At 68.4% G+C, this 24,286-nt stretch carries 21 protein-coding genes and 1 tRNA gene; 7 read left to right on the forward strand and 15 right to left on the reverse strand.

Translation table 11 applies throughout. The features are described 5' to 3' along the window. Window positions 1-117: 117 nt before the first annotated feature. On the reverse strand, window positions 118-1,506 hold the full coding sequence (gene hisS, locus AC3A56_RS01005; RefSeq protein ID WP_487769036.1) for a histidine--tRNA ligase: 1,389 nt from the start codon (window positions 1,504-1,506) through the stop codon (window positions 118-120). 164 nt (window positions 1,507-1,670) lie between these two features. Between hisS and AC3A56_RS01010 the strand changes: the two genes are divergently transcribed. Further along, window positions 1,671-1,747: transfer RNA gene (locus AC3A56_RS01010), tRNA-Pro, on the forward strand. A 96-nt stretch (window positions 1,748-1,843) separates the two neighbouring features. Here AC3A56_RS01010 and AC3A56_RS01015 read toward each other — a convergent pair. From AC3A56_RS01015 to AC3A56_RS01050, 8 genes are all read right to left on the reverse strand, one after another. Then, window positions 1,844-2,656: a ferritin-like domain-containing protein gene (locus tag AC3A56_RS01015; RefSeq protein WP_487769037.1), complete on the reverse strand. Its 813-nt coding sequence runs from the start codon at window positions 2,654-2,656 to the stop codon at window positions 1,844-1,846. A gap of 11 nt (window positions 2,657-2,667) precedes the next feature. Next, window positions 2,668-4,143 carry an amidophosphoribosyltransferase gene (purF, locus tag AC3A56_RS01020; protein WP_056765882.1) on the reverse strand — a complete coding sequence of 492 codons (1,476 nt, stop codon included), beginning with the start codon at window positions 4,141-4,143 and terminating at the stop codon, window positions 2,668-2,670. 27 nt (window positions 4,144-4,170) lie between these two features. Further along, window positions 4,171-4,800 carry a CvpA family protein gene (locus AC3A56_RS01025; protein ID WP_487769038.1) on the reverse strand — a complete coding sequence of 210 codons (630 nt, stop codon included), beginning with the start codon at window positions 4,798-4,800 and terminating at the stop codon, window positions 4,171-4,173. A gap of 24 nt (window positions 4,801-4,824) precedes the next feature. Next, a complete protein-coding gene (locus AC3A56_RS01030; protein WP_487769039.1) occupies window positions 4,825-5,838 on the reverse strand; it encodes an SPOR domain-containing protein in 1,014 nt (337 codons plus the stop codon). A 64-nt stretch (window positions 5,839-5,902) separates the two neighbouring features. Further along, window positions 5,903-7,201, reverse strand: a complete 1,299-nt coding sequence (gene folC, locus AC3A56_RS01035) for a bifunctional tetrahydrofolate synthase/dihydrofolate synthase (RefSeq protein WP_487769040.1) — start codon at window positions 7,199-7,201, stop codon at window positions 5,903-5,905. Between the two features lie 76 nt (window positions 7,202-7,277). Beyond that, entirely contained in the window at window positions 7,278-7,442 is a 165-nt protein-coding gene (locus tag AC3A56_RS01040) for a hypothetical protein (RefSeq protein WP_487769041.1), read from the reverse strand. 109 nt (window positions 7,443-7,551) lie between these two features. Then, window positions 7,552-10,050, reverse strand: a complete 2,499-nt coding sequence (locus tag AC3A56_RS01045; protein ID WP_487769042.1) for a heavy metal translocating P-type ATPase — start codon at window positions 10,048-10,050, stop codon at window positions 7,552-7,554. After that, window positions 10,047-10,472, reverse strand: coding sequence for a heavy metal-responsive transcriptional regulator (locus AC3A56_RS01050; protein WP_487769043.1), 426 nt, complete (start codon window positions 10,470-10,472; stop codon window positions 10,047-10,049). The genes AC3A56_RS01045 and AC3A56_RS01050 overlap by 4 nt, the downstream gene beginning before the upstream one ends. 215 nt (window positions 10,473-10,687) lie before the next feature. Here AC3A56_RS01050 and AC3A56_RS01055 point away from each other — a divergent pair, with 215 nt between their 5' ends. Both AC3A56_RS01055 and AC3A56_RS01060 read left to right on the forward strand, forming a co-directional pair. After that, window positions 10,688-11,140: a PA2169 family four-helix-bundle protein gene (locus AC3A56_RS01055; RefSeq protein ID WP_487769044.1), complete on the forward strand. Its 453-nt coding sequence runs from the start codon at window positions 10,688-10,690 to the stop codon at window positions 11,138-11,140. A 133-nt stretch (window positions 11,141-11,273) separates the two neighbouring features. After that, complete coding sequence (locus tag AC3A56_RS01060) at window positions 11,274-12,452, forward strand: mechanosensitive ion channel family protein (RefSeq protein WP_487769618.1); 1,179 nt, start codon at window positions 11,274-11,276, stop codon at window positions 12,450-12,452. 12 nt (window positions 12,453-12,464) lie between these two features. On the opposite strand, the gene pdxR is transcribed toward AC3A56_RS01060, so the two are convergent. After that, the gene (gene pdxR / locus AC3A56_RS01065; RefSeq protein ID WP_487769045.1) at window positions 12,465-13,904 is read right to left on the reverse strand and encodes a MocR-like pyridoxine biosynthesis transcription factor PdxR; all 1,440 of its coding nucleotides are present in this window, start codon (window positions 13,902-13,904) and stop codon (window positions 12,465-12,467) included. A 91-nt stretch (window positions 13,905-13,995) separates the two neighbouring features. Here pdxR and AC3A56_RS01070 point away from each other — a divergent pair, with 91 nt between their 5' ends. Further along, window positions 13,996-14,793 carry an MBL fold metallo-hydrolase gene (locus tag AC3A56_RS01070; RefSeq protein ID WP_487769046.1) on the forward strand — a complete coding sequence of 266 codons (798 nt, stop codon included), beginning with the start codon at window positions 13,996-13,998 and terminating at the stop codon, window positions 14,791-14,793. 9 nt (window positions 14,794-14,802) lie between these two features. Further along, on the forward strand, window positions 14,803-15,273 hold the full coding sequence (locus tag AC3A56_RS01075; RefSeq protein WP_487769047.1) for a cupin domain-containing protein: 471 nt from the start codon (window positions 14,803-14,805) through the stop codon (window positions 15,271-15,273). A gap of 20 nt (window positions 15,274-15,293) precedes the next feature. On the opposite strand, the gene AC3A56_RS01080 is transcribed toward AC3A56_RS01075, so the two are convergent. Genes AC3A56_RS01080 through AC3A56_RS01090 form a run of 3 tightly spaced genes read right to left on the reverse strand, consistent with a single transcriptional unit; the run spans window position 15,294 to window position 17,252 of the window. Beyond that, complete coding sequence (locus tag AC3A56_RS01080) at window positions 15,294-15,662, reverse strand: ArsR/SmtB family transcription factor (RefSeq protein WP_056718802.1); 369 nt, start codon at window positions 15,660-15,662, stop codon at window positions 15,294-15,296. A gap of 4 nt (window positions 15,663-15,666) precedes the next feature. Beyond that, window positions 15,667-16,752, reverse strand: coding sequence for an ACR3 family arsenite efflux transporter (arsB, locus tag AC3A56_RS01085; RefSeq protein WP_487769048.1), 1,086 nt, complete (start codon window positions 16,750-16,752; stop codon window positions 15,667-15,669). Continuing rightward, the gene (locus AC3A56_RS01090) at window positions 16,749-17,252 is read right to left on the reverse strand and encodes an arsenate reductase ArsC (RefSeq protein WP_487769049.1); all 504 of its coding nucleotides are present in this window, start codon (window positions 17,250-17,252) and stop codon (window positions 16,749-16,751) included. Before AC3A56_RS01090 ends, arsB begins: the two co-directional genes overlap by 4 nt. 74 nt (window positions 17,253-17,326) lie before the next feature. Here AC3A56_RS01090 and arsH point away from each other — a divergent pair, with 74 nt between their 5' ends. Continuing rightward, the gene (gene arsH / locus AC3A56_RS01095) at window positions 17,327-18,094 is read left to right on the forward strand and encodes an arsenical resistance protein ArsH (protein WP_200950336.1); all 768 of its coding nucleotides are present in this window, start codon (window positions 17,327-17,329) and stop codon (window positions 18,092-18,094) included. Window positions 18,095-18,125: 31 nt separating this feature from the next. Here the strand turns inward: arsH and AC3A56_RS01100 are convergent, their stop codons facing one another. Continuing rightward, a complete protein-coding gene (locus tag AC3A56_RS01100) occupies window positions 18,126-19,967 on the reverse strand; it encodes an ABC transporter ATP-binding protein (protein ID WP_487769619.1) in 1,842 nt (613 codons plus the stop codon). A gap of 172 nt (window positions 19,968-20,139) precedes the next feature. Between AC3A56_RS01100 and AC3A56_RS01105 the strand changes: the two genes are divergently transcribed. After that, window positions 20,140-22,542: a DUF3772 domain-containing protein gene (locus AC3A56_RS01105; protein ID WP_487769050.1), complete on the forward strand. Its 2,403-nt coding sequence runs from the start codon at window positions 20,140-20,142 to the stop codon at window positions 22,540-22,542. Window positions 22,543-22,644: 102 nt separating this feature from the next. On the opposite strand, the gene AC3A56_RS01110 is transcribed toward AC3A56_RS01105, so the two are convergent. Further along, window positions 22,645-24,273 carry an alpha/beta hydrolase gene (locus AC3A56_RS01110; protein WP_487769051.1) on the reverse strand — a complete coding sequence of 543 codons (1,629 nt, stop codon included), beginning with the start codon at window positions 24,271-24,273 and terminating at the stop codon, window positions 22,645-22,647. Window positions 24,274-24,286 lie beyond the last annotated feature (13 nt).

The following is a 24,286-nucleotide window of genomic DNA, read 5'->3' on the forward strand; positions in this document are numbered from 1 at the left end:
TTTGAATTTGTCGCAACGTGAAGTCGGACTGCCAGCTTCGCTGTCGTGAAGCGCCTCCCGTCTTCGTGGCAATGAGGGAGGTGAGAGGCGACGCCCTGCCTCAGACCATCCGCACCATCAGCCCATCGCCGCGGCCTGCTCCAGCTCCACGCGCAGCGTCTTGATCAGCTCGCTGCGCGCTACTTCGAACTGGTCCTCGCGGCGCAGGTCCTTGACCGTGACCATGCCCTTGGCGATTTCGTCTTCGCCCAGCACGATCACGAAGCGGATGCCGGCGCGGTCGGCGTACTTGAACTGCTTGCCCAGCTTGCCGCCTTCCAGCACCACCTCGGTGGCGATGCCGGCGCCGCGCAGTTCGCCGGCCAGCGCCAGGTAGGCGGGCAGCTGCGCTTCGTCCATCTGGGTCACCAGCACGTCGACCGTGCTCTTGGCCGTGTCGATCAGGCCGGCGTCGCGCAGCTGCCAGTACAGCCGGGTCAGGCCGATCGAGATGCCCACGCCGGGCAGGTGCGACTTGGTGTACTGGCCGGCCAGGTTCTCGTAGCGCCCGCCGGAACAGATCGAGCCGATCTGCGGGTGATCGTTCAGTGTCGTCTCGTAGACCGTGCCGGTGTAATAGTCGAGGCCGCGGGCGATCGACAGGTTCAGCGCGTACGCGCTTTCGGGCACGCCGAAGGCGTGGATCAGGTTCAGCACTTCCTTCAGCTCGGCGCGGCCCTGCTCCATCGCCTCCGGGCCGGGCCCCAGCGCATCGAGCTTGTCCAGCGCGTCCTGCAGCGAGGTGGAGCGCACCTGCACGAAGGCGAGGATCTTCGCCGTCACCTCGGCGGCGAGGCCGAAGGCTGCGCCGGTCAGCGTGTCGCGCACATAGTCGGCGCCGCGCTTGTCCAGCTTGTCCACCTCGCGCAGCACCAGCATCTGCTGCTCGGCGTCGAGCACGCCCAGGCTTTCGAAGTAGCCGCGCATCAGCTTGCGGTTATTCATGTGGATGGTGAACGGGCCGATGTCCAGCTCGCGGAATACGCTGTGGATCACCGCGGGAATCTCGGCGTCGTAGCGCACCGACAGCGAGTCCTTGCCGATCACGTCGATGTCGCACTGGTAGAACTCGCGGAAGCGACCGCGCTGGGCGCGCTCGCCGCGGTACACCTTCTGCATCTGGTAGCGACGGAACGGAAAGCTCAGGTCGCGCTCGTGCTCGGCCACGTAACGCGCCAACGGCACGGTGAGGTCGAAGCGCAGCGCCAGTTCCGGCATGCCTTCGTCGACCTTGCCGGCCGCGTTGAGCGCACCGGTGGACTGCACGAAATAGACCTGGCGCTCGGTCTCGCCGCCGGTCTTGGTCAGCAGCACGTCGGAGTACTCGATGACCGGCGTTTCGATGGCCAGGAAGCCGAAACGCTCGTAATTGCGGCGGATCACGTCGAGCATGCGCTGGAATGCGATCTGGTCGAGCGGCAGCAGCTCGAGCACGCCGGGCATGGTGCGGGCCGGGGTAAGCGCCATGGAATCCTCTACTGACGGGGTGGACATTCCGCCGCGCGAGGGCGCGCGACGGCAGCCGTCAAGATTAACAGAACGCCAGCAGCCTTCCCCAGCATCGTCGCCAGCCGGATCGCGCAAACCTGTTGCCAAGCTCCCGATCCGCGATTAAGATACGCGGCTTCCCACGGGGTGTAGCTCAGCCTGGTAGAGCGCTACGTTCGGGACGTAGAAGTCGCAGGTTCGAATCCTGTCACCCCGACCAAAATTCGATAAAAAAGCCGGCCTCAGGCCGGCTTTTTTATTTGCCTCGCTGCCGGCCCTAAGCTGGTTTTTTTATTTGGCTTCGCCGCCAGTCCGCTCAGCCCGGCATCGGCGACAGCGCCGCCAGGCGATCCAGCTCCTCTTCCAGGAAGCCCGCCTCCAGTCGTGCTGGCCGGTTGAACGGGCCGCGCAGGGTCGCGCCCATGTAGTCGCGCAGCAGGACGAAGAAGGTGTCGATCGGATCGACGCCGTCGCGCTCGCAGCAGTGCCGGTACCAGCGGGTGCCGGCGGCGACGTGGGCCACTTCCTCGCGCAGGATCACCTCGAGGATCGCCACCGTGCGCTGGTCGCCCAGCTTGCGCAGGCGCTCGATCATGCCCGGCGTGACATCCAGTCCGCGCGCCTCCAGCACGCGGGGCACCAGCGCCATCCGGGCGGTGTCGTGCGCGGCGGTCTTCTCGGCCATCGCCCACAGGCCGTCATGCGCGTCGAAGTCGCCGTAGGCATGGCCCAGCTCGGCCAGCCGTGCCGACAGCATGGCGAAGTGCCGGGCCTCGTCGTGGGCGCAACTGACCCAGTCGCGGTAATAGTCGGCCGGCTTGTCGCGATAGCGGTAGACCGCGTCCCAGGCCAGGTTGATCGCGTTGAACTCGATGTGCGCCACCGCATGCACCAGCGCGGCCCGCCCTTCGGCGCTGCCCAGCCCGCGCTGCGGCACCTGCCGTGCATTGACCAGGCGCGGCTTCGCCGGGCGGCCGGGCGCGCCGATCGGCTCGGGTGGCGGCGAGTCGGGATCGGCGCGCAACTCGCCGGCGAGAAAGGCCTGCCAGGTCTCGTGGGTCAGGCGCAGCTTCTCGGCCGGGTCGGTGGCGTCGAGGCAGCGCCTGGCAGCAGCGTGGAGATCAGTCACGAGGCACGGATTCAGACGACGCGCCGTGCCGCCTTGGCGTCGTCCGAGCGCAGCATTTCGATCTGCTCCAGGTAACGCTGGTCAAGTCCGGTGATGTACTCGCCCGAGAAGCAGGAGGTGTCGAACTGCTGCAGGTTCTCGTTGCCGTCCTGCACCGCCCAGATCAGGTCCTTCAGGTCCTGGTAGATCAGCCAGTCGGCGCCCAGCACGTGCTCCACTTCCTGCTCGGTATGCCCGGCGGCGACCAGCTCCGAGGTGGACGGCATGTCGATGCCGTAGACGTTCGGGTAGCGCACCGGCGGCGCGGCGGAGGCGAAGTAGACGTTTTTGGCGCCGGCGTCGCGGGCCATCTGGATGATCTGCTTCGAGGTGGTGCCGCGCACGATCGAGTCGTCCACCAGCAACACGTTCTTCTTGCGGAACTCCAGGTCGATCGCGTTGAGCTTGCGGCGCACCGATTTCACCCGCTCGCCCTGCCCCGGCATGATGAAGGTGCGGCCGATGTAGCGGTTCTTGACGAAGCCCTCGCGGAACGGCACGCCCAGCGCGCCGGCCAGCGCGCTGGCCGCGGTGCGCGCGGTGTCGGGAATCGGGATCACCGCGTCGATGCCGTGATCCGGGCGCAGGCGCAGGATCTTCTCGGCCAGCTTCTCGCCCATGCGCAGGCGCGCCTTGTACACCGAGACGTCCTCGATCATCGAGTCGGGCCGCGCCAGGTACACGTATTCGAAGATGCACGGCGTATGCGTCGCGCCCTCGGCGCAGCGGCGACTGTGCAACTGGCCGTCGTCGGTGATGATCACCGCCTCGCCCGGCGCCACGTCGCGGATGCGCTTGAAGCCCAGGATGTCCAGCGCCACCGACTCCGAGGCCACCGCGTATTCACGGCCTTCGCCGGTGATCCGCTCGCCCAGCACCAGCGGGCGGATGCCGTTGGGGTCGCGGAACGCGATCAGGCCGTAGCCCAGCAGCAGCGCGATGCAGGCATAGCCGCCGCGGGCCCGCGCATGCACGCCGGCCACCGCCTTGAAGATGTGGTCCGGCGTCAACGCCATGCGATCCTGGATCTGCAGCTCGTGCGCCAGCACGTTCAGCAGAACCTCGGAGTCGGATTCGGTGTTGATGTGGCGGCGATCGCCCTCGAACATCTCGCGGCGCAGTGCGTCAGTGTTGACCAGGTTGCCGTTGTGGGCGAACGCGATGCCGTAGGGCGAATTCACGTAGAACGGCTGCGCCTCGGCCGAACCTTCCGAGCCGGCGGTGGGGTACCGGCAGTGACCGATGCCGATGCGTCCGCGCAGGCCCGCCATCGCGCTCTGGCCGAACACGTCGCGGACCAGGCCGTTGCCCTTGTGCAGGCGCAGCCGCGAGCCGTCCACGGTGGCGATGCCGGCGGCGTCCTGGCCGCGATGCTGCAGCACCGTCAGTCCGTCATAAAGCGCCGATGCCACTTCGGTGGTACCGACAATGCCGATGATTCCGCACATGGTTGTTGCCTGCTTCGGGAGATGTGTTCAGAAATTCCGGGGCGGCGCAGCCGAGCTGGCCGCGGCCGGCGATGCCGGATGGATGGAGGTCGCCGCTGGCGCGGGTGACGCGCCGGATATGGAGGCAGGCAGGGTCGCGGGCAAGCCGGACAGGCGATCGAGCACGGCCGGCGGGTGGATGTAATCGCGCACGCTGGGCGGCACCTGCTGGCCCAGCCATGCCGCCACGTGCTGGAACTGGGGCAGCAGCACGGACTGCTGCCACCATGGATCACGGGTGAACGCGGTGAAGCCGATCAGGAATACCAGCAGGGTCACCAGCAGCACGCCCCGCACCAGGCCGAACAGCATGCCTAGCAGGCGGTCGGTGCCGGACAGGCCGGTGCTTTCGACCAGCCGGCTGATCACGAAGCGCAGCAGCGCGCCCAGAATCAGCACGGCGACGAAGCACAGGCCGTAACCGACGATGATCCGCGCCGAGGGCAGCTCGATCACGTGCTCGAAATGTCGGGCCACCGCCGGACCGAAGCTCCACGCCACCCAGAACGCGGCGATCCAGATCACCAGCGCCAGCACCTCGGAAACCAGCCCGCGCCACAGCCCGACCAGGACGGACAGGGCCAGCACGCCAAGGATGATGTAGTCGGTCCAGTTCATGGGTTCGCCAGCTTGCCGCTGAACTCAGGGCACCGGGACGACGTTGCCGTCGATGCCCAGCTTCGCCTTGATCTGGTCGTGCACGCGCTGCGCGTCGCCGCGCTGGGTCTGCGGGCCGGCCCGCACGCGCCACAACTGCTTGCCGCTGGCCTGCACCGAATCGACGAAGCTGTCGAAACCGTTCGCGCGCAGCTTGTCGCGCAGCGCGATCGCGTCGGCCTGGGCGCTGACCGCCGCCAGCTGGACCGCCCAGCCACCGGCCTTGGCGGACTCGTGGGCCACGGGTGCGCTGGCCGGCGCGCTGTCGCGGCTGGCGTCCTGTTCCAGCCGCGCCGGCACGCCGGGAATCGACTGGGTGATCTTCAGCCGGGCCGCCTCGGCCGCGGCACGCGTTTCGAACGGGCCGGCGGTGACCAGGGTGCGCGGCTTGCCCGCCTGGGTGATCGTCTGGCCGCTGACCGGATAGCCCAGGGCGCGCACGCGGCGTTCGAGGCTGGCCGCGCCGGCGGCGCTGGCATAGGCACTGAGGTTGAGCGTGTAGTTGCCACGACCGACCGCGGCAGGTGTCGGCGCGGGCTTCGGGGTGACCGCCACCGGCTTGGCCGGTTCGACGGAGGCAGACGGCTTGCTCGCCGCCGGCGGGGTCGTCGCCGTCGGCTTGTCCCGCTGCGGAATCACCGGCTGGCTGGGCGACGCGCCCGAGCCGATGGTCACCGTGGTCGGCGGCGGCGCCTGGCCGGCCTGCGGATCGGTCTCCACGTCGCGCGGACGGCTGGAGCCGATGTTCACCGTGGCCAGCCGGTCACCTGATCCGGGCGTGACGGTTTCGGCCGGTGGCGCCACCGTGCCCGAGGCACTGGCGGCGTCGGGCGCAAGGCTCATGGTGCGGGTCTGCAGGTCGCGATCGGGTGCCGGCGGAATCGCCAGGTTGACGGCCTGGTCACCACCGGGGGCTGGCGGCGTACTGGAAAAGAACATCGGCACGAACAGAACCGCCAAGGCAATCAGGACGGCGGCTCCCAGCAGGCGTGTTTTCAAGTTATCGCTCCAGGACGGCAAAGGCAGTGCACAACACGGCGATTATACCTGCCGCGGGCAACGGTCATCCGGCGTCGACGCCGCCCGCCATGGCCGCGTGTTCAGCCAGCACCGCAGTGGCCACGAAAAACGAGCCGAACGCGAGGATGCAGTCGCCCGCTTTCGCGGCGGCACGCGCCGCCTGCAACGCCGCCGCCACGTCGGCGTGCGCCGTGCACGAGGCCTGCGGCAGGGTCTGCCGCAGGATGGTGCCCAGCGCATCGACGCTCATGCCGCGCGGGCTGTCCCGGTCCAGCCCGGCCAGGTGCCAATGATCGACGCGGTCGCCGAGCGCCGCGATCACGCCCGCGGCATCCTTGTCGGCCAGCGCACCGTATACGGCACGCACCGCGGTCTCCGGTTGCGCGTCCAGCCATTCGGCCAGGGCGCGGGCCGCCTGCGGGTTGTGCCCGACATCCACCATGATCGGGATCTCGCCGCTGATCAGCTGCAGTCGCGCCGGCACCCGCACCTCGTGCAGGCCCACGCTGATCGCGGCAAAGAACGCGCTGGGCGTGAGCCTCTCGTCACCCAGCGCGTGCAGCGCGGCGATCGCCGCCGCCGCGTTCGCGTACTGCACCGGCGCGGACAGGGCCGGATCGGGCAGCTCCATCGCGCTGCCGTCGCGGTGGCGCCAGCGCCAGCCGTCCGCATGGCGCTCGACGCTGAAATCGATGCCGGCGCGCTCGACGCGGGCGCCGCAGGCGTCCAGCGCGGCGAGCAGGCCCGCTGGCGGGTCCAGCTCGCCCACGATCGCCGGTCGCCCGGCCCGCGCGATGCCGGCTTTCTCGCGACCGATGCTGTCGCGATCCGGCCCGAGCCAGTCCATGTGGTCCAGGTCGACCGTGGTGATGACCGCCGCATCGGCGTCGATGATGTTGACCGCATCCAGCCGCCCGCCCAGGCCCACTTCCAGCACGGCCACGTCGAGCTCGGCCCGCGCGAACAGGTCCAGCGCGGCCAGCGTGCCGAACTCGAAATAGGTCAGCGGGACGCTGCCGCGCGCAGCCTCGATCCGCTCGAACGAGGCGATCAGCGCCGCGTCGTCGGCATCCGCCCCGTCGATGCGCACGCGCTCGTTGTAGGCCAGCAAATGCGGCGAGGTGAATGCCCCCACGCGGCGGCCCGCGGCGCGCAGCATCGCCTCCAGCAAGGCCACCGTGGAGCCCTTGCCATTGGTGCCGGCGACGGTGATCACCTGCCGCGCCGGTGCCGGTGCGCCCATCCGCGACCACACCTCGCGTACCCGTTCGAGGCCCAGCTCGATGCTGTGGACGTTGACGCGTTCCTGGTACGCCAGCCATTCGGCGAGTGTGCGGCTCATGCGGTGACTTTGTGCTGGAGAGTGGCAGCGTCCGCGCCGATGCGCGAACGGAAGGCACGAAGTCTAGGGCATGCGCTCAGCCAAACGGATGAATGCCGCTGTAGTGCAAGGCCATGTACAGCGCGAACGCGCTCCACAGGGTCTTCCTCAGCGTCCTGCCCACCAACAGCGCAGCCATCAGGCCGAGCAGCAGGGGCAGGTATTTGTCGAGCGTGCCGTGGGTTTCGGGAATGACGTTCATGGATGCTCTCCGGCACCACCGTGGTGCGGGAGCATGATCGAACGGACGCGCCACCGGCCACAGTCGCCACCGTCAAGCATCGCCGGTGACAATCGTCACGACGCAGGCCTCACAGCGGCGCACGCCGCAGCCGCAAGGCATTGCTGACCACCGACACCGAGCTGAGGCTCATCGCCAGCGCCGCGATCATCGGCGACAGCGTGATGCCGAACCACGGATACAGCACGCCGGCAGCCAGCGGCACGCCCACCGCGTTGTAGACGAAGGCGAAGAACAGGTTCTGGTGGATATTGCGCACGGTGGCCTGCGACAGCTTGCGCGCCCGCACGATCGCGCCCAGCTCACCCTTGACCAGGGTCACCGAGGCGCTCTCCATCGCCACGTCGGTGCCGCCGCCCATCGCGATGCCGACGTCGGAAGCGGCCAGCGCCGGCGCGTCGTTGATGCCGTCACCGGCCATCGCCACGCGACGGCCCTCGGCCTTGAGCCGGTTCACCACCGCAGCCTTGTCCGCCGGCGAGACATCCGCATGCACCTCGTCGATGCCCAGCGCATGCGCCACCGACTGCGCGGTGGTGGCGTTGTCGCCGGTGAGCATCACGATGCGCAGGCCGGCCGCGTGCAGCGCCTGGATGGCGGAGGGCGTGTCCGGCTTGATCCGGTCGGCCACCGCCAGCAGCGCTGCGAGGGTGCCGTCGACGGCGAGGAACATCACCGTGGCGCCGTGTTCACGCAGTTGCTCGGCACGGATGCTCGCATCGTCGGTGACCGCAGCACGCGACTCGGCCATCAGCTTCGCATTGCCCAGCGTCACCGTGCTGCCGTCCACCGTCGCGCTGACGCCGCGCCCGATCAACGAACGAAACCCCGTCGCCGCCAGCACCGCCACGCCTTCGGCATCGGCGGCCGTGACGATCGCCCGCGCCAGCGGATGTTCGCTGGGCCGCTCCAGTGCGGCAGCCAGCGCCAGCAATTGCTCGCGCGACTGCTCGCCCAGGATCACCAGCGCGGTCAGCGCCGGCTTGCCTTCGGTCAGGGTGCCGGTCTTGTCCACCACCAGGGTGTCGATGTCGCGCAGGGATTCGATCGCGCCGGCGTCCTTGAACAGCACGCCATGCTGCGCGCCGCGACCGCTGGCGACCATGATCGAGATCGGCGTGGCCAGGCCCAGCGCGCAGGGACAGGCGATGATCAGCACCGACACCGCGGCAATCAGCGCATGCGTCAGGCGCGGTTCCGGCCCGGCCATCGCCCAGGCGGCAAAAGCCAGCAACGCGATCCCCACCACCGCGGGCACGAACCACGCCGCGACCCGGTCGGCCACGCGCTGCAGCGGCGCGCGGCTGCGTTGTGCCTGCGCCACCAGCGCCACGATCTGCGCCAGCAGGGTTTCGCCGCCGACCTTCCGGGCGCGCATGGTCAGCGCGCCGTCCTGGTTCACAGTGCCGCCGGTGACCGGATCATCCTTCGCCTTGATCACCGGCATCGGCTCGCCGGTGAGCATCGACTCGTCGACGTGGCTCTCGCCGTCGATCACCACGCCGTCGACTGGCAGCTTCTCGCCGGGGCGCACGCGCAGCACGTCGCCGGCGCGCACCTCGTCGAGTGGCACATCGCTTTCGCTGCCGTCGGCGGCGATCCGCCGCGCGGTCTTCGGCGCCAGCCCCAGCAACGCCTTCAGCGCCGCCCCGGTGCGCCGCCGCGCGCGCAGGTCCAAGAAATCGCCCAGGGTGACCAGGCTGACGATCACCGCCGCCGACTCGAAATACACCGCGACGCGGCCATGGATGTCGCGGAAACCGCCCGGAAAAATGCCGGGCAGCAGGAACGCCACCGCGCTGTACAGCCACGCCACGCCGGTGCCCAGCGCGATCAGCGTATACATGTTCGGCGACCACGGGTTCAGCGAGCGCCAGCCGCGCCCGAAGAACGGCGCACCGCCCCACAACACCACGACGCTGGCCACCACCGCCTCGACCCAGCCGGCCACGCCAGCCCACGGCGCGGGCAGATGCCAGCCGAACAGGTGCGGTCCCATCGCCAGCGCAAACACCGGCAAGGTCAGCGCCACCAGCCATCCGAAGCGCCGCGTCATCGCCCGCAGTTCGCCGCCGTCGTCGTCGTCCAGCGAAGGCATCATCGGTTCCAGCGCCATGCCGCACTTCGGGCAGTCGCCGGGGCCGACCTGCTGCACTTCCGGATGCATCGGGCAGGTGTAGATCGTGCCGGCAGGCGCAGCCGGCGCGGGCTGGCGCTCGCCCAGGTACGCGGCCGGGTCGGCCACGAACTTCTCACGGCAACGCGCCGAGCAGAAGTAGTACGGGTAGCCGTCGTGTTCGGCGCGATGTTTTGCGGTGTGCGGGTCCACGCTCATGCCGCAGACCGGGTCCTTCACCCGTTGCGCAGCGTGGTCATGATCGTGGGCGGCAGGTGCGGCCAGATAACGCGCCGGCTCCGCCTCGAACTTCGCCTTGCAGCCGCCGCAGCAGAAATGGAAGGCCTGCCCGTCGTGCATGGACTGATGCTTCGACGTGGCCGGATCGACCGTCATGCCGCAGACCGGGTCGGTCGCCTTGCCGCTGCCGTGGCAACACGCCTGCGCGTTCATGCCGACACCTCTTCGTCGTTCAGTGCACGCAGGATCGGACACTCCTCCGGCTTGCCGTGTCCGGGGCACGAGGCCACCAGTTGCGCCAGTCCATCGCGCACGCGCTGCAGTTCGACGATGCGCTGCTCGATCGCCGCCAGCCGCTTTTCCGCCCGCCGTTTCACCGCCTTCACCCCGCGCTGGCGATCCGCCGACAGCGCCAGCAGTTCGCGGATCTCCTCCAGCGTGAAGCCGAGATCCTTGGCGCGGCGGATGAAGCGCAGCTGCGTCACCGTGGCCTCGCCGTAGCTGCGATAGCCGGAAGCGCGCCGTTCGGGTTCGGGCAGCAGGCCTTCGCGCTCGTAATAACGGATCGTGTCGATCGCCACGCCGACGCGCCTGGCGACGGCACCGATGGTCAGGGAGGGGAGTTTTGTGTTCATGCGGACAAGTCTAGACCCTTGATCAAGGTCCAGAGTCAAGCAGCGAGACGCGCCCTTCTCCGGCGCGCACTCAGCCGCGCAACGACGCATCAAGATGAACGCAAACCACGGGTCTGAACAAAGCCGTGGCGCTTCCGTCACCTGCGTTCCCGTGTACTCGTCCACGGCGATTCCCCTGCCACCATCGTTCCCATCGGAATCCGCAAGGAGAACTCATGAATAACCAACACGACATCAAGACCCTCAACAGCCTGATCGAGACCACGCTGGACAGCGCCGACGGCTACGCCGAAGCGGCCAAGGATGCGAAAAGCGAACCGCTGGTCTCGCTGTTCCGCGCACGCTCCGGCGAGCGCCGCACCGCGGCGTCGGCCCTGCAGAACTGCGTGCGCTCGCTGGGCGGCAAACCCGAGGACGACGGCACCGTGCTGGCCTCGGCGCACCGGATGTTCGTCAACCTGCGCACCAGCCTCACCAAGGCCGACAACAAGGCCGTGGTCGACGAGGTCGAACGCGGCGAGGATCACATCAAGTCGAAATTCGAGGACGCGATGAAGGACGACGAGATCTCGCCCCATACGCTGTCGGTGATCGCCGATGTCTACACCTCGGTGCGCAACGGCCATGACCAGATGCGCGACATCAAGCAGGCGTTCCATGCCAGCTGATCTTGCCAGCTGACCGACTCGCGATTCGGCAACGAACGAAGGGCACCGCAAGGTGCCCTTCTTCGCGCGCATGCGCCGACGCCCGTCCGCCAGCCGACATTTCTTCCACATCGAAAGCGGCAGGCTGGACACCATGCTGAGCGATTTCCTCTCGACCTGGGCCGCTGATCCGTGGGCACGCCTTGGCCTGGCGCTGGTGGCCGGCCTGATGCTTGCCCTGCTCGTGCGCGTCGTGGCCCATGCCGCGCTGGACCGCGTGGCGACGCGGCAACCAGTGCTTTCGGATCTCCTGCGCCGCGCCAGCGGTCCGATGGAGTGGGTGCTGCCCCTGCTGGCGCTGGCGATCTGCCTGCGCACCTGGCCCGCCAGCGTCTCGCCGCTGTTCACCCTGCTGCAGCATCTCTCGCTGATCGCGTTGCTGGGCGCGTGTACGTGGCTGGTGGTGCGCTGCATCGGCGCGTTCGAGGATGCCGCGATCCGCAACCATCCGATGGACGTGGCCGACAACCTGCGGGCGCGCCGCGTGGTGACCCAGGTGCGCGTGCTCGGACGCACGGCCGACGTCATCGTGATCATCCTGGGCGCCGCGATCATCCTGATGACCATTCCCGGCGTGCGTCAGCTCGGCACCAGCCTGCTCGCCTCGGCCGGCGTGGCGGGCCTGGCGATCGGACTGGCCGCCAAACCCGTGCTGAGCAACCTGATCGCCGGCCTGCAGATTGCCCTGACCCAGCCGATCCGGCTCGACGACGTGGTGATCATCGAAGGCGAATGGGGCCGCATCGAGGAGATCACCGGCACCTACGTGGTGGTGCGCATCTGGGACGAACGACGGCTGGTGGTGCCGCTGAACTGGTTCATCGAAAACCCGTTCCAGAACTGGACCCGGCAGAGCGCGCAACTGATCGGCACGGTGTATCTCAAGCTCGACTACCGCACGCCGCTGGCGCCACTGCGCGAGGAACTGGCGCGGCTATGCGACCAGTCGGAACTGTGGGATCGTCGCGTCTGCATCCTGCAGGTGACCGACACCGACGAACACGCCATGCAGCTGCGCGCACTGGTCAGCACCTCGGATTCCGGTCGTGGCTGGGACCTTCGCTGCCTAGTGCGCGAAGGCCTGATCGCCTTCATCCAGGCCCACTATCCCGACGCATTGCCGCGCTGGCGCGGCGAACTCAGTCGCGGCGGGCAGGCTCCGGACCTTCCCGATCCTGCCGTGCCGCCCGCGCAGCACAGCCCTTCGCCCGAGGATGAAGGACCGCTGCGTCCGCATGACGACGACGCTGGCGCCACGCCGATCCGGGCGTGACTGCGTGACCCCCTAGAGTTTTCGCAACGACCGGCGCAGGCCGGCCAGCGCCGCCGAAATATCCGCCGCGTCGATCACGCCGTAGCCGAAGGTCACCGCCGGCTCGACATCGCGTGTCATCGCGTAGTCGGCGGTGGCTTCCGCCCCGGCGGCGGCACGCAACACCACCGGCATGAGCTTCGACGCCCGCGCCGAGTCGCGCAGGCGCGCGGCCAGATGCAGACCGGCTTCGGACGGGATCGGCTGCAGCCATTCACCGAGCCCGCGCTGCAGGCCGTCGAGCAAAGCCTCGCGCCGCGCGGCGTAGATCGGCCGCATGTGGCGCACATGCCGCGCCAGGTGGCCGTCGCGGATGAAGGCGGCCAGCGCGGCCTGGGTGATGCCGTCGCAATGCGAGTCGACACAGTGCTTGACCGTGACCAGCCCGCTGCGCGCCCACGCCGGCGCCACCACGAAGCCCTTGCGCAGCGAGGGGAACATGCTCTTGGAGAAAGTGCCGACGTAGAACACCTGCGCGTCGCGATCCAGCGTCTGCAGGGCATCCAGCGGGCGGCCGCCGAAGCGGAATTCGCCGTCGTAGTCGTCTTCGACGATGACGGCGTGATGGCGGCGCGCGAAATCGAGCAAGGCCGCGCGACGGCGCAGCGACATTGCCACGCCGGTGGGCGACTGGTGCGACGGGGTGACACTGATGATGCGCACGTCCTCGGGCAGGCGCTCGACGCACAGGCCTTCGTCATCCACCGGCAACGGCACCAGCTGCGCGCCGGCCGCGGCGAACGCGGCGCGCACCGGCGGGTAACCCGGCTCCTCCACCGCCACCTTCGTCTGTCCCGGCGTGACCAGCAGGCGGGCGATCAGGTCGAACGCCTGCTGCGCGCCGGAGGTGACGATCACGTCGTCGGCGCTGCAGGCCACCGCGCGGGCAAACGCCACGTGCTGCGCGATCGCCTCGCGCAAGGCGGGGATGCCTTGCGACGGCGCATAGGCGAACGGTTCGCGCGCGCTCCTGCGCAGCGTCTGCGCCATCAGCCGACGCCAGACCTCGTGCGGGAAATGCCGGTGATCCGGAATGCCCAGGCGGAAATTGCGCTCGGGCAGGCTGCGCGCGGGCGACGGCTGCAGGAATGGTGTGCGCCACGCCGGCGCAAGACGCGATTCGTCCACGCTGGCGCGCGCTGGCATCGACCGGCGCCGCGCGAATTCGGCGACCTGCGGCCGAGCGCCCTGGCGCGGCACCACATAGCCCTCGGCGATCAACAGGTCGTAGGCGGCGACCACCGTATTGCGCGCCACGCCCAGCGCCTCGGCCACCTTGCGCGTGGCGGGCAGCGCGGCGTGCGGCGGTAGGCGGCCATCGAGGATCGCCGCGCGCAACTGCTGGTGCAGCGCCTGCGTGAGCGAGCCGGCACCGCGCGGCAGCAGCACGGGGAACGGAAAAACTGGTTCCATCGAATATCTCACGAATGGATCAATCAAGGGTCCAGATTATGCCTAGAGTCTGCACCGTACGGGCACCGCCCGCCCCAAGCGAGACCAGACCATGACGAAAGCCATCTGCGAAACCTGCGGTACCCAGTACCCGAACACTCCTGCGCATTGCGCCGTCTGCGAGGACGAGCGCCAGTACGTCGGCGCGCACGGCCAGACGTGGACGACCCACCAGGCGCTGAAAGCCACCCACACACTGCGCATGCAGGACGAAGCCGGCGTGCTCGGCATCGGGCTGGCGCCGGATTTCGCGATCAACCAGCGCGCGCTGTACCTGCCCACCGACGCGGGCAACATCCTGTGGGAATCGCTGAGCCTGGTTACCGACGAAGCCGTCGCAGCGTTGCAGTCGCGCGGTGGCGTGGACCTGATCGCGATCTCGCATCCGCATTTCTACGCCTCGATGCTGGAGTGGAGCGAGGCGCTCGGCAACGTGCCGATCCTGCTGCACGAGGCGGACCGCGACTGGGTACGCCGGCCCTCGCCCAACGTGCAGTTCTGGCGCGGCGACGCGTACCGGCTGTCCGGTGCGGTGACCCTGATCCGCAGCGGCGGCCATTTCCCCGGCAGCACGGTGCTGCACTGGAAGGACGGACCGCGGCCCGGCGGCGCGCTGTTCTCCGGCGACGCGCCGCACGTGGTGAGCAACCGCCGCCACGTCTCCTTCATGCACAGCTATCCGAACTTCACGCCGATGCCGCCCGAGGCCGTGCGCGGCATGCAGGCGCGCCTGGCCGGCTACGACTTCGAGGACGTCTACGGCTTCACCTGGGGCCGCAACATCGTCGGCGGCGGCCGCGCGGCGGTGGATGCCTCGTTCGACATCTACCTTTCCGCCATCGCCGCCTGAGCCACCACCATGACCACGCCATCCGCCCGCCTGCACGACTACCTGCCCGCCCGCTTCAGCACCGCCGCCGCGCGGCATTGGGTGCCCTCCTCCAGCCCCGGCAAATCGTCCAGCCCGCTGCGCTTCTTCGCCGACGACCGCGGCTTCGTCGAACTACTGCGGATGGAACCGGGCACGGTGATGCCGCTGCATCGCCACACCGGCGAGATCCACGCCTACAACCTCAGCGGTACCCGCAAGCTGTGCACCGGCGAGCTGATCGGTCCCGGCGATTACGTCTACGAACCGCCGGGCAACACCGACTGGTGGAAGATCGTCGGCGACGAGCCGATGCTGGCGCTGGTGATCGTGATGGGCACGGTCGAGTTCCTCGGCCCCGGCGGCGTGGTGACCGGACGTGCGTCGGCCAGCACGCAGCTGGCGGAATACGAACGCTACTGCCGCGAACAGGGGCTGGCGATCCAGGACCTGATGGACTGATCGCAGCGGTGCCAGGCGGCTCAGGCAGAGTTTGGCCGACGCCTGGCCGCAACAGCCCGCCGCTTGCCCGGGGCGCACTTGGCGGCGGTGGAACACGTGCCGCCGGACTGGCTGCAGCAGTGGTCGGTGAGATAGCCGATCAGGTCGTTCATCACCTCGATCACCGGCGCGTAATAAATGAAGCGCCCGCTCTGCCGGCTGCTCACCAGGCCCGCATGCGACAGCTCCTTCAGGTGGAAGGACAGCGTGGCGTTGGGCAGGCCCAGCTTTTCCGCGATCGCGCTGGCCGCCAGTCCTTCCGGCGCATGTTCGATCAGCAGCCGATAGACCGCGAGCCGCGACTCCTGGGCGAGCGCGGCGAGGATGGTGATGGCCTGTTTGTTCTGCATGACGCTACTCCCGGGCTGCTTCATACCAGCGTTTGCTGCGATTGACGATGCGCACCACCGACAGCATCACCGGCACCTCGATCAGCACGCCCACCACGGTCGCCAGCGCCGCGCCGGAATGCACGCCGAACAGGCCCACCGCGGTGGCCACCGCCAGCTCGAAGAAGTTGCTGGCGCCGATCAGTGCCGAGGGACCGGCCACGCAATGCGGCACGCCGAAGCGGCGATTGAGCCAGTACGCCAGGCCGGCGTTGAAATACACCTGGATCAGGATCGGCACCGCCAGCAGCGCGATGATCGCCGGCTGCGCGAGGATCTGCCGGCCCTGGAAACCGAACAGCAGCACCAGGGTGGCCAGCAGCGCGCCCAGCGACACCGGCCCCAGCCGCTGCAGCAGTTGCTGCAACCGCGTCTTGCCGCCGTGCGCCAGCAGCCGACGCCGCAGCAGCATGCTGAGCGCCACCGGCACCACGATGTACAGCAGCACCGACAGCAACAGCGTGTTCCACGGCACGGTGATCGAGGAGATGCCCAGCAGCAGCGCCACGATCGGCGCGAAGGCCACCACCATGATGGCGTCGTTCAGCGCGACCTGGCTCAGCGTGAACGCCGGCTCGCCGTTGCACAGGTTGCTCCACACGAACACCATCGCCGTGCACGGCGCGGCGGCCAGCAGGATCAGGCCGGCGATATAGGAGTCGAGCTGCGCCGCCGGCAGCTGTCCGGCGAACAGTTGGCGGATGAAGATCCAACCCAGCAGCGCCATCGAAAAGGGTTTTACCGCCCAGTTGACGAACAGCGTGACGCCGATGCCCTTCCACTGCCGGCGCACGCCGCCCAGCGCGCCGAAGTCGATCTTCAGCAGCATCGGGATGATCATCAGCCAGATCAGCCCCGCGACCGGCAGGTTCACCCGGGCCACCTGCATGCCGCCCAGCGCCGCGAAGCTACCAGGCAGCAGATGGCCCAGCAGCGTGCCGGCGACGATGCACAGCAAGACCCATAGCGTGAGCCAGCGCTCGAAGAAACCGATGCGGGCGCCGTCCGCAGGAACCGCGCCGGCAGCGAGTGCTGCGGATGGCTGGTTCATGCGCCGGCTTCCTCGCCGGTGAGGCTGCCGATGCGGTCAAGCGTCTGTTTCAGCTCATCGCGGCCCATCATTTCCACCGGCAGCTGCAGCAGCGCGGTAATCCGCCGCACGATCAGCGCATGCGCACGCCGGAACGCCGCGGCGGTGTCCGCTTCCCGAGCGGCCGCTGGATCAGGCAGGCCCCAATGGCTCTTCACGAAGTCGCCGAACAGCACCGGGCAGCTCTCGTTCGCCGCGTTGTCGCAAACCGTGATCACGATGTCCAGCGGCGGCGCGCCCGCCTCGGTGAAGCGATCCCACGACTTGCTGCTGAGTCTCTCGGTGGCGATGCCCAAGGCCTTGAGTTCCTCGATCGCCTGCGGATGGACGCGGCCGGTCGGCTGGCTGCCGGCGCTGAACGCCGCGAAGCGACCCTTGCCCAGGTGATTGAGGGTGGCCTCGGACAGGATGCTGCGGGCCGAGTTGCCGGTGCAGATGAACAGGACGCGACACGGATGCATGGCGGCGATTCCGGATTGGTTTCCATATTTCCATAATGATAGAATCATAAAACCAAGGCAACAGGAACCGCACCGTGCCGATCCAGGATCTGCCCCATATCGCCGCCGAAGCGCTGGACACGCCCAGCCTGGCCAAGCTGGCCTTGCCGGCCGATGCCGACCACCCGCCGCGCATCCTGATCCTGTACGGCTCGCTGCGCCCGCAATCGTTCAGCCGCAAGCTGGCGCTGGAAGCCGAGCGCATCCTGCGCCAGTTCGGCGCCGAGACGCGGGTGTTCGACCCGCACGAATTGCCGATGCTGGACAGCGTGCCGGCCAGCCACCCCAAGGTGCAGGAATTGCGCGCGCTGTCGCTGTGGTCCGAAGGCCAGGTCTGGGTCAGCCCCGAACGGCACGGCACGATCACCGGCGTATTCAAGAACCAGATCGACTGGCTGCCGCTGGAAGACGGCAGCGTGCGGCCCACGCAGGGGCGCACGCTCGCGGTGATGCAGGTCAGCGGCGGATCGCAGTCGTTCAACGTGGTGAATGCGCTGCGCGTGCTGGGCCGCTGGATGCGCATGGTGACCATCCCGAACCAGTCCTCGGTGGCCAAGGCCTGGCAGGAGTTCGACGCCGACGGCCGGATGAAGCCGTCACCGTTCTACGACCGCGTGGTGGACGTGATGGAGGAGCTGTTCAAGTTCACCCTGCTGGTGCGCGGACGTAGCGACTACCTGGTCAGCCGCTACAGCGAACGCAAGGGCGCCGCCGCGGCGCGTGCACTGGCGGCCGCGGCCGAGGTACTGGAAAGTGCGGCGACGGCGGGCAAACCCGCTTGCTGCAGCAGCGGAGCATGCTGAGCCCGCAACTCACGCCCGCCGCAACCGCCGGCTAGGCCGGCGCATCCTCCGCGGCCACGAAGCCGCCGGTCTGCCGTTTCCACAGCCGCGCGTACAAACCCTCGCGCGCGATCAGCTCGGCGTGCGTGCCGGTCTCGACGACCTGTCCCTTGTCCAGCACCACCAGTCGGTCCATCCGCGCGATGGTGGACAGGCGATGGGCGATGGCGATCACCGTCTTGCCCTGCATCAGCAGGTCGAGACTTTCCTGGATCGCCGCCTCCGCCTCGGAGTCGAGTGCGCTGGTGGCCTCGTCCAGCACCAGGATCGGCGCATCCTTCAGCAGCACGCGGGCGATCGCGATGCGCTGGCGCTGGCCGCCCGAAAGCTTCACGCCGCGCTCGCCGACCAGGGCGTCGTAACCGCGGCGGCCTTCGCCGTCGCTCAAGGCGGGAATGAATTCGTCGGCGCGGGCCTTGCGCACCGCTTCGGCAACCTGCGCCTCGCTGGCGTCCGGACGTCCATACAGCAGGTTGTCGCGGATCGAGCGGTGCAGCAGCGAGGTGTCCTGGGTGACCACGCCGATCTGCGAACGCAGGCTTTCCTGGGTGACGCGGGCGATGTCCTGGCCGTCGATCAGGATGCGCCCGGCCTCGAGGTCATACAGCCGCAGCAGCACGTTGACCAGGGTGGACTTGCCAGCGCCGGACGGCCCGACCACGCCGATCTTCTCGCCCGCGCGCACGGCCAGGTCGAGCCCGGCGATCACCCCGCCCTGTTTGCCGTAGTGGAAATGGATGTTCTCGAAACGCACCACGCCGTCGGTCACCGCCAGCGGCACCGCGTCGTCGCGATCCTGCACCGCGCGCGGCTGGGCGATGGTGGTGATGCCGTCCTGCACCGTGCCCACATCCTCGAAGATGCCGTTGACCACCCACATGATCCAGCCGGACATGTTGTTGATGCGGATCACCAGCCCGGTCGACAGCGCAATCGCGCCCACCGTCACCCGACCCTCGCTCCACAGCCACAACGCCAGCGCCGACGTGCCCACGATCAGGAAGCCGTTGAGGGTGGTGATGCTGGCGTCCAGCGCGGTGGTGATGCGGGTCATCCGGCGCAGCTTGTCGGTCTGATCCATCATCGCCTCGGCCACGTAGGCTTCCTCGCGGCGCGTATGCGCGAACAGCTTGAGCGTCAGCACGTTGCTGTAGCCGTCCACTATCCGGCCCATCAGTTTCGAGCGCGCCTCCGAGGCCTTCCACGAGCGCTGCTTCAGCCGCGGCACGAAGAATGCCAGCAGGCCCACGTAGGCGAACACCCAGGCGAACAGCGGCGCGGCCAGCCAGAAATCCGCCTGGGCGAACAGCACGATGGCGCTGCCGGTGTAGATGCTGACGTACCAGATCGCATCGACAATCTGCACCGCCGATTCGCGCAGCGCACCGCCGGTCTGCATGATGCGGTTGGCGATGCGGCCGGCGAAATCGTTCTGGAAGAAACCCAGGCTCTGGCGGATCACGTAGCGGTGGTTCTGCCAGCGGATGCGGTTGGTCAGGCTGGGCACGATGGCCTGGTTCACCAGCAGGTCGTGCGTGCCGATCGCCAGCGGCCGCGCGATCAGCGCCACGAAACCCATCCACAGCAGTTCGTTGCCGTGCAGGCGGAAGAAATCCGCCGGCGGCGCGCCCCTGGCCATGTCCACGATGCTGCCGATGAAGCCGAACAGCGACACCTCGATGATCGCCACCACGAAACCCAGCACGATCGCCACGGCGAACACCGGCCACACCTGGCGCAGGTAGAACGCGTAGAAGCGCCACACCGACTGCGGTGGCATGCCGTCGACGGGTTCCTTGAACGCGTCGATGAGGGACTCGAACCAGCGAAAAATCATGGAGAACCCGGATGTTGGCGGGTGTGTATTGTGCGGCAAGTCGGCGGCGTGCTCACGGGCGGGCAATGTCGAAGCCCGGTGCAGCCCAATCTGAACGCCAGCCACGCCGGCGAGCGCTTGCCGGCTCGCCGCGATTGACCACCCGCGGGCGCGCTCCGATCATGCGCGGATGTCCAGACTGCCTCGCCTCGCCTTATCCCTCCTGCTGATCTTCGGTGCTGCCACCCTGCACGCGCAGGACGGTACCTCAGCTGATACCGCGGCGGTCTCGCCGGCACAGGCGCTGGACCAGCTGGGCAGCCAGCTCGACGAAGTGAAGCTTGCACTGAAGAACCCCACACCCGATGCGCCGCTGGCCGACCTGCGCAGCACCGCGCTGGCCGTGCAGGATCAGTCGCGCCAGCTCACCGCCAGTCTCGCGCCGCAGATGACCGCCTTGCAGGCCCAACTGGCGGTGCTGGGTCCGGCGCCGGCGAAGGGAGCGCCGGCCGAAGCGCCGGAAGTGGCGGCGCAACGCCGAAAGCTGGACAAGGCGCAGGCCGACCTCGACGCGCAGATCAAGCAGTCGCAACTGCTCAACCAGAACGCGATGCAGCTGGCCGCCCAGATCACCGGCCTGCGCAACGACCAGTTCCAGGCGCGACTGGCCTCGCGCACGCCCACGCCATTCAGCCGTGCGTTCTGGGCCGGCCCCGTGCGCACCTTTCCCGATGACCTGGTGCGCCTGAAGCGCCTGGGCACGCGCTTCACCGCGGCAGTCAACGATGCCTGGCAACCGCCGAACCGGCAGCCGCTGCTGTGGTGCCTGGCGGCGGCCGTGCTGCTGCTGGCCGGCGGCCGCTGGGTGCTGGAGCGCCTGCTGCTGGCGCTGGCCGCCCGCCATGTGCCGGACGGACACCTGCGGCGCAGCGCGATGGCCACCGCGGTGGCGCTGACTGCCGTGCTGACGACCGGGCTCGCCGCCCAGCTGGCCTACACGGGACTGAACTGGAACGACGTTCTCGACGACGACACGCAAAACCTGATGACGTCCCTGGTGCGGCTGGTCTGCCTGGCCGCCTTCATCACCGGGCTGGGTCGCGCCCTGCTGTCGGTACGGCGTCCTTCCTGGCGTTTGCCCGCGCTGTCGGACCTCACCGCGCAATGGCTGCAGCCGTTTCCGTGGCTGCTTGCCGCCGCAGCGCTGCTGGCCGGAATGGTCGAGCGCACCACCCGCACGATCGGCACCAGCCTGCCCGCCACCGTGGCCACCCGCGGACTGTTCGCCCTGGTCATCAGCGGGCTGATCGGCGCGGCGTTGTGGCGCCTGCGCCGCAGCCGCAGCGAACTGGCCCGGGACGGCGGCGAGCCCGCGCAGCGGCCCGTGTGGGTCAGCCTGCTGGTTGCGGCGGCCTCGCTCGGCGTGGTGGTCAGCTGGCTGTGCGTGGCCACCGGCTTCATCGCGATGGCCTTCTTCCTGGCCAGGCAGATGCTCTGGGTCGGCCTGATCTTTGCCACCACCTACCTGCTGGTCCACCTGCTGACTGACCTGATCAACACCTTGCTGTCGCCACGCGGGCGGGGCGGCCAGCAGTTGCAGGCCAGCCTGACCCTGCCGTCGCACAAGCTGGAACAGGCCAACGTGCTGCTGGTGGGCATCGTGCGCGTGGGCCTGGTGCTGGTGGCGCTGGCCACCGTGCTCACCCCGTTCGGCGCCGGTCCGGGCGACCTGCTGGTGAGCGCCCGGCAGACCCTGGGCAACCTGAAGCTGGGCGAGCTGGCGATCAACCCGGCCAGCATCATCACCGCCGTGCTGGTGCTGCTGGCCGGCGTGCTGGTGCTGCGCGTGCTCAAGCGCTGGCTACGCGAACAGTTGCTGCCCAAGTCCGCGATGGATCGGGGCATGCAGGAATCCATCATCACCCTGCTCGGCTATCTCGGCGGGCTGCTGGTGGTGGTGCTGACCCTGGCCGCGCTGCAGGTGGACCTCAAGAGCATTGCGTGGATCGTCAGCGCGCTGTCGGTGGGCATCGGCTTCGGCCTGCAGGCGATCGTGCAGAACTTCATCTCCGGGCTGATCCTGCTGGTCGAGCGGCCGGTGAAGGTGGGCGACTGGGTCAGCCTGAGCAGCGACGTCGAGGGCGACATCCGCCGCATCAACGTGCGCGCCACCGAAATCCAGATGTGGGACCGCTCCACCGTGATCGTGCCGAACTCGCAGCTGATCACCCAGAACGTGCGCAACGTCACCCAGGCCAACGCCCTGGGCCGCGTGCAGATCAAGCTGCCGATGCCGCTGGACACCAACGCGGGCAAGGTGCGCGAACTGGTGCTGGGCATCCTGCGCGCCCACCACGGCACGCTGGCCACGCCGGCGCCGTACGTGCAGCTGGAAAACGTCACCGCCGGCGCGATGACCTTCAACTGCGTGGCCTACGTGGGCAGCCCGCGCGAGGTCGGCGGCGTGAAAAGCGATCTGCTGTTCGAGATCCTCGAACGCCTGCGCAGCGAGAAACTGCCGATGAGCAGCCCGCAAAGCATGCTGGTCCGCACGCTGCCGCCGCTGGACGAGAGCATCGACGGCCAGGGGTGAGTGGTCGCGGCCCTTCACTTGCTCACTCCTCAACGCCGCGGCCTGAAAAACCGAAGGCCGGCACCTGGCCGACCTTCGGTCAATCGACGCGCCGATGTCGTTTCAGGGCGCCGCGGCAGCGGGTTTCAATTTTGAATCCGGCCGCGCGACCGCATACATCTCCCAGCTGATCTGCTTGAGCAGCCCCACGCGGTCCTTGCCCACGACGTACAGGTCGAAATGGGTTTTGCCGGGCAGGAAACGGAAGTCCGATGTCGCTCCCAGCCCATCCAGCACGGCCTTGAGCTTGTGCGCGGCACCGTCGAGATAGAAGGTGTCGGCGGTACCCACAATCAGATGGATCTTGCCATCCAGATTTGGCTTGAGCGCCGGCCAGTTCGTCTGAACCCGATGGGCGATGTCGTAATGGTCGCGCCAGTAGGCGACCACCGCCGGATCGACCACGCCGGTGTCGCGATCAAACATCGGCACCGGCCGGCCGTCGGCGCCACGCGGCGAGAACACCCAGTCGAACGAGGCCATCTGGCCGCCATATTCGCCGAGCACGCGTTCGAGTTTGGCGAAGGCTTCGAAGCTGGCCAGCACCTTGCCCTTGTCGCGCACCAGCGGATAGGCCGAGCCGTCGGCGCGGTGGTAGACGTTCGCGTTCGGCGCGTAAAGATCCACGCCGGTGAAATCGTGGAAGTCGCTCGAATCAGGTGAGGTCGACCAGGTGCCGCCAAAAACTTTCGGGTAGCGGGTTTGCAGCCACAAGGTGGCCCAGCCACCGGAGGAGTGGCCGTTGAGGAAGCGGCCGTTCGGCTTGCCGTCCATCCGGTAGACCGATTCCAGCTGCGGAATCAGCTCGGTGGTCAGCGCCTGTCCCCACGGGCCGTTGTTGACCGAGTCGGCAAACTCATGGGTGCCGGTGGCGCTGGACTCGTCCAGGAACACCCAGATCATCGGCGGCATCTGTCCGCTGCTCATGCTCTGCCACACGGTCGCTATGCTGCCGGTGAAACGATCGACGTTGCCGCCGAAACCGTGCGTGCTGTAGACAACCGGATAACGCGCTGCCGCGTTGGTGTCGTAACCCGGCGGCAAGACGACCCAGCCGCGCATGTGGATCGACCGGCCCCAGAAAGCGCTCAATGAAGGGCTGACAAAATCAATCGACCGGGCATGACGGCGTGCGTCGGGCAGCGCCTTGCGTACCGCCTCGGGCGTTGACGGCGACAGCGTCCACGCCGCATGCGCCGGCAGCACGCGAGCCAGCTGCAGGGTCGGCGTGGTCCTGGCCGGAAGATGCATGCGCACCACGTCGCTGACCAGGTCGCCCGCGCCGCGTCCGCCGTAGTTGTAGTCGTGGTTAACGTCCAGCACGGCCTGCACCAGATAGTCGCCCGGCGGCAGCTGTGACCAGCCGGCGGGAAACGCCAGGCGATCCGCGTCGATGTCCACGCCCTGCCCCGGCATCAGCCGGCTGACCTCGCGCGCGGCCACCGAAGCCTGGGTGGCGCCGAACGGACTGGCGTCGACTTGCTCGACCTTGCCGTCCTTGGCCGCTGCCGTGGCAGCCTTGGCGTCCACCGCAAACAACAGCAACCGACCCGACGCTGGCTGGGTCAGTGCTTCGCCCAACTCGACATGGAACGGGCTGTGCGCCACCGGCGCCTCGGTACGCGCCACCGCCACGCTGGCGAACAGCCCGCAGCCCAACACGATCGCCGCAACGCCACGCAAATCACGCATTTCGATGTCCCCC

This window comes from Rhodanobacter sp. Soil_C_14 (assembly GCF_057657335.1).

Excerpts from the sequence above, each read along its gene's own strand:
- hisS (WP_487769036.1), bottom strand. The coding sequence starts at position 1,506 with ATGGCGCTTACCCCGGCCCGCACCATGCCCGGCGTGCTCGAGCTGCTG.
- purF (WP_056765882.1), bottom strand. The coding sequence starts at position 4,143 with ATGTGCGGAATCATCGGCATTGTCGGTACCACCGAAGTGGCATCGGCG.
- AC3A56_RS01025 (WP_487769038.1), bottom strand. The coding sequence starts at position 4,800 with ATGAACTGGACCGACTACATCATCCTTGGCGTGCTGGCCCTGTCCGTC.
- folC (WP_487769040.1), bottom strand. The coding sequence starts at position 7,201 with ATGAGCCGCACACTCGCCGAATGGCTGGCGTACCAGGAACGCGTCAAC.
- AC3A56_RS01040 (WP_487769041.1), bottom strand. The coding sequence starts at position 7,442 with ATGAACGTCATTCCCGAAACCCACGGCACGCTCGACAAATACCTGCCC.
- AC3A56_RS01045 (WP_487769042.1), bottom strand. The coding sequence starts at position 10,050 with ATGAACGCGCAGGCGTGTTGCCACGGCAGCGGCAAGGCGACCGACCCG.
- AC3A56_RS01050 (WP_487769043.1), bottom strand. The coding sequence starts at position 10,472 with ATGAACACAAAACTCCCCTCCCTGACCATCGGTGCCGTCGCCAGGCGC.
- AC3A56_RS01055 (WP_487769044.1), top strand. The coding sequence starts at position 10,688 with ATGAATAACCAACACGACATCAAGACCCTCAACAGCCTGATCGAGACC.
- AC3A56_RS01060 (WP_487769618.1), top strand. The coding sequence starts at position 11,274 with ATGCTGAGCGATTTCCTCTCGACCTGGGCCGCTGATCCGTGGGCACGC.
- pdxR (WP_487769045.1), bottom strand. The coding sequence starts at position 13,904 with ATGGAACCAGTTTTTCCGTTCCCCGTGCTGCTGCCGCGCGGTGCCGGC.
- AC3A56_RS01070 (WP_487769046.1), top strand. The coding sequence starts at position 13,996 with ATGACGAAAGCCATCTGCGAAACCTGCGGTACCCAGTACCCGAACACT.
- AC3A56_RS01075 (WP_487769047.1), top strand. The coding sequence starts at position 14,803 with ATGACCACGCCATCCGCCCGCCTGCACGACTACCTGCCCGCCCGCTTC.
- AC3A56_RS01080 (WP_056718802.1), bottom strand. The coding sequence starts at position 15,662 with ATGCAGAACAAACAGGCCATCACCATCCTCGCCGCGCTCGCCCAGGAG.
- arsB (WP_487769048.1), bottom strand. The coding sequence starts at position 16,752 with ATGAACCAGCCATCCGCAGCACTCGCTGCCGGCGCGGTTCCTGCGGAC.
- AC3A56_RS01090 (WP_487769049.1), bottom strand. The coding sequence starts at position 17,252 with ATGCATCCGTGTCGCGTCCTGTTCATCTGCACCGGCAACTCGGCCCGC.
- AC3A56_RS01105 (WP_487769050.1), top strand. The coding sequence starts at position 20,140 with ATGTCCAGACTGCCTCGCCTCGCCTTATCCCTCCTGCTGATCTTCGGT.
- AC3A56_RS01110 (WP_487769051.1), bottom strand. The coding sequence starts at position 24,273 with ATGCGTGATTTGCGTGGCGTTGCGGCGATCGTGTTGGGCTGCGGGCTG.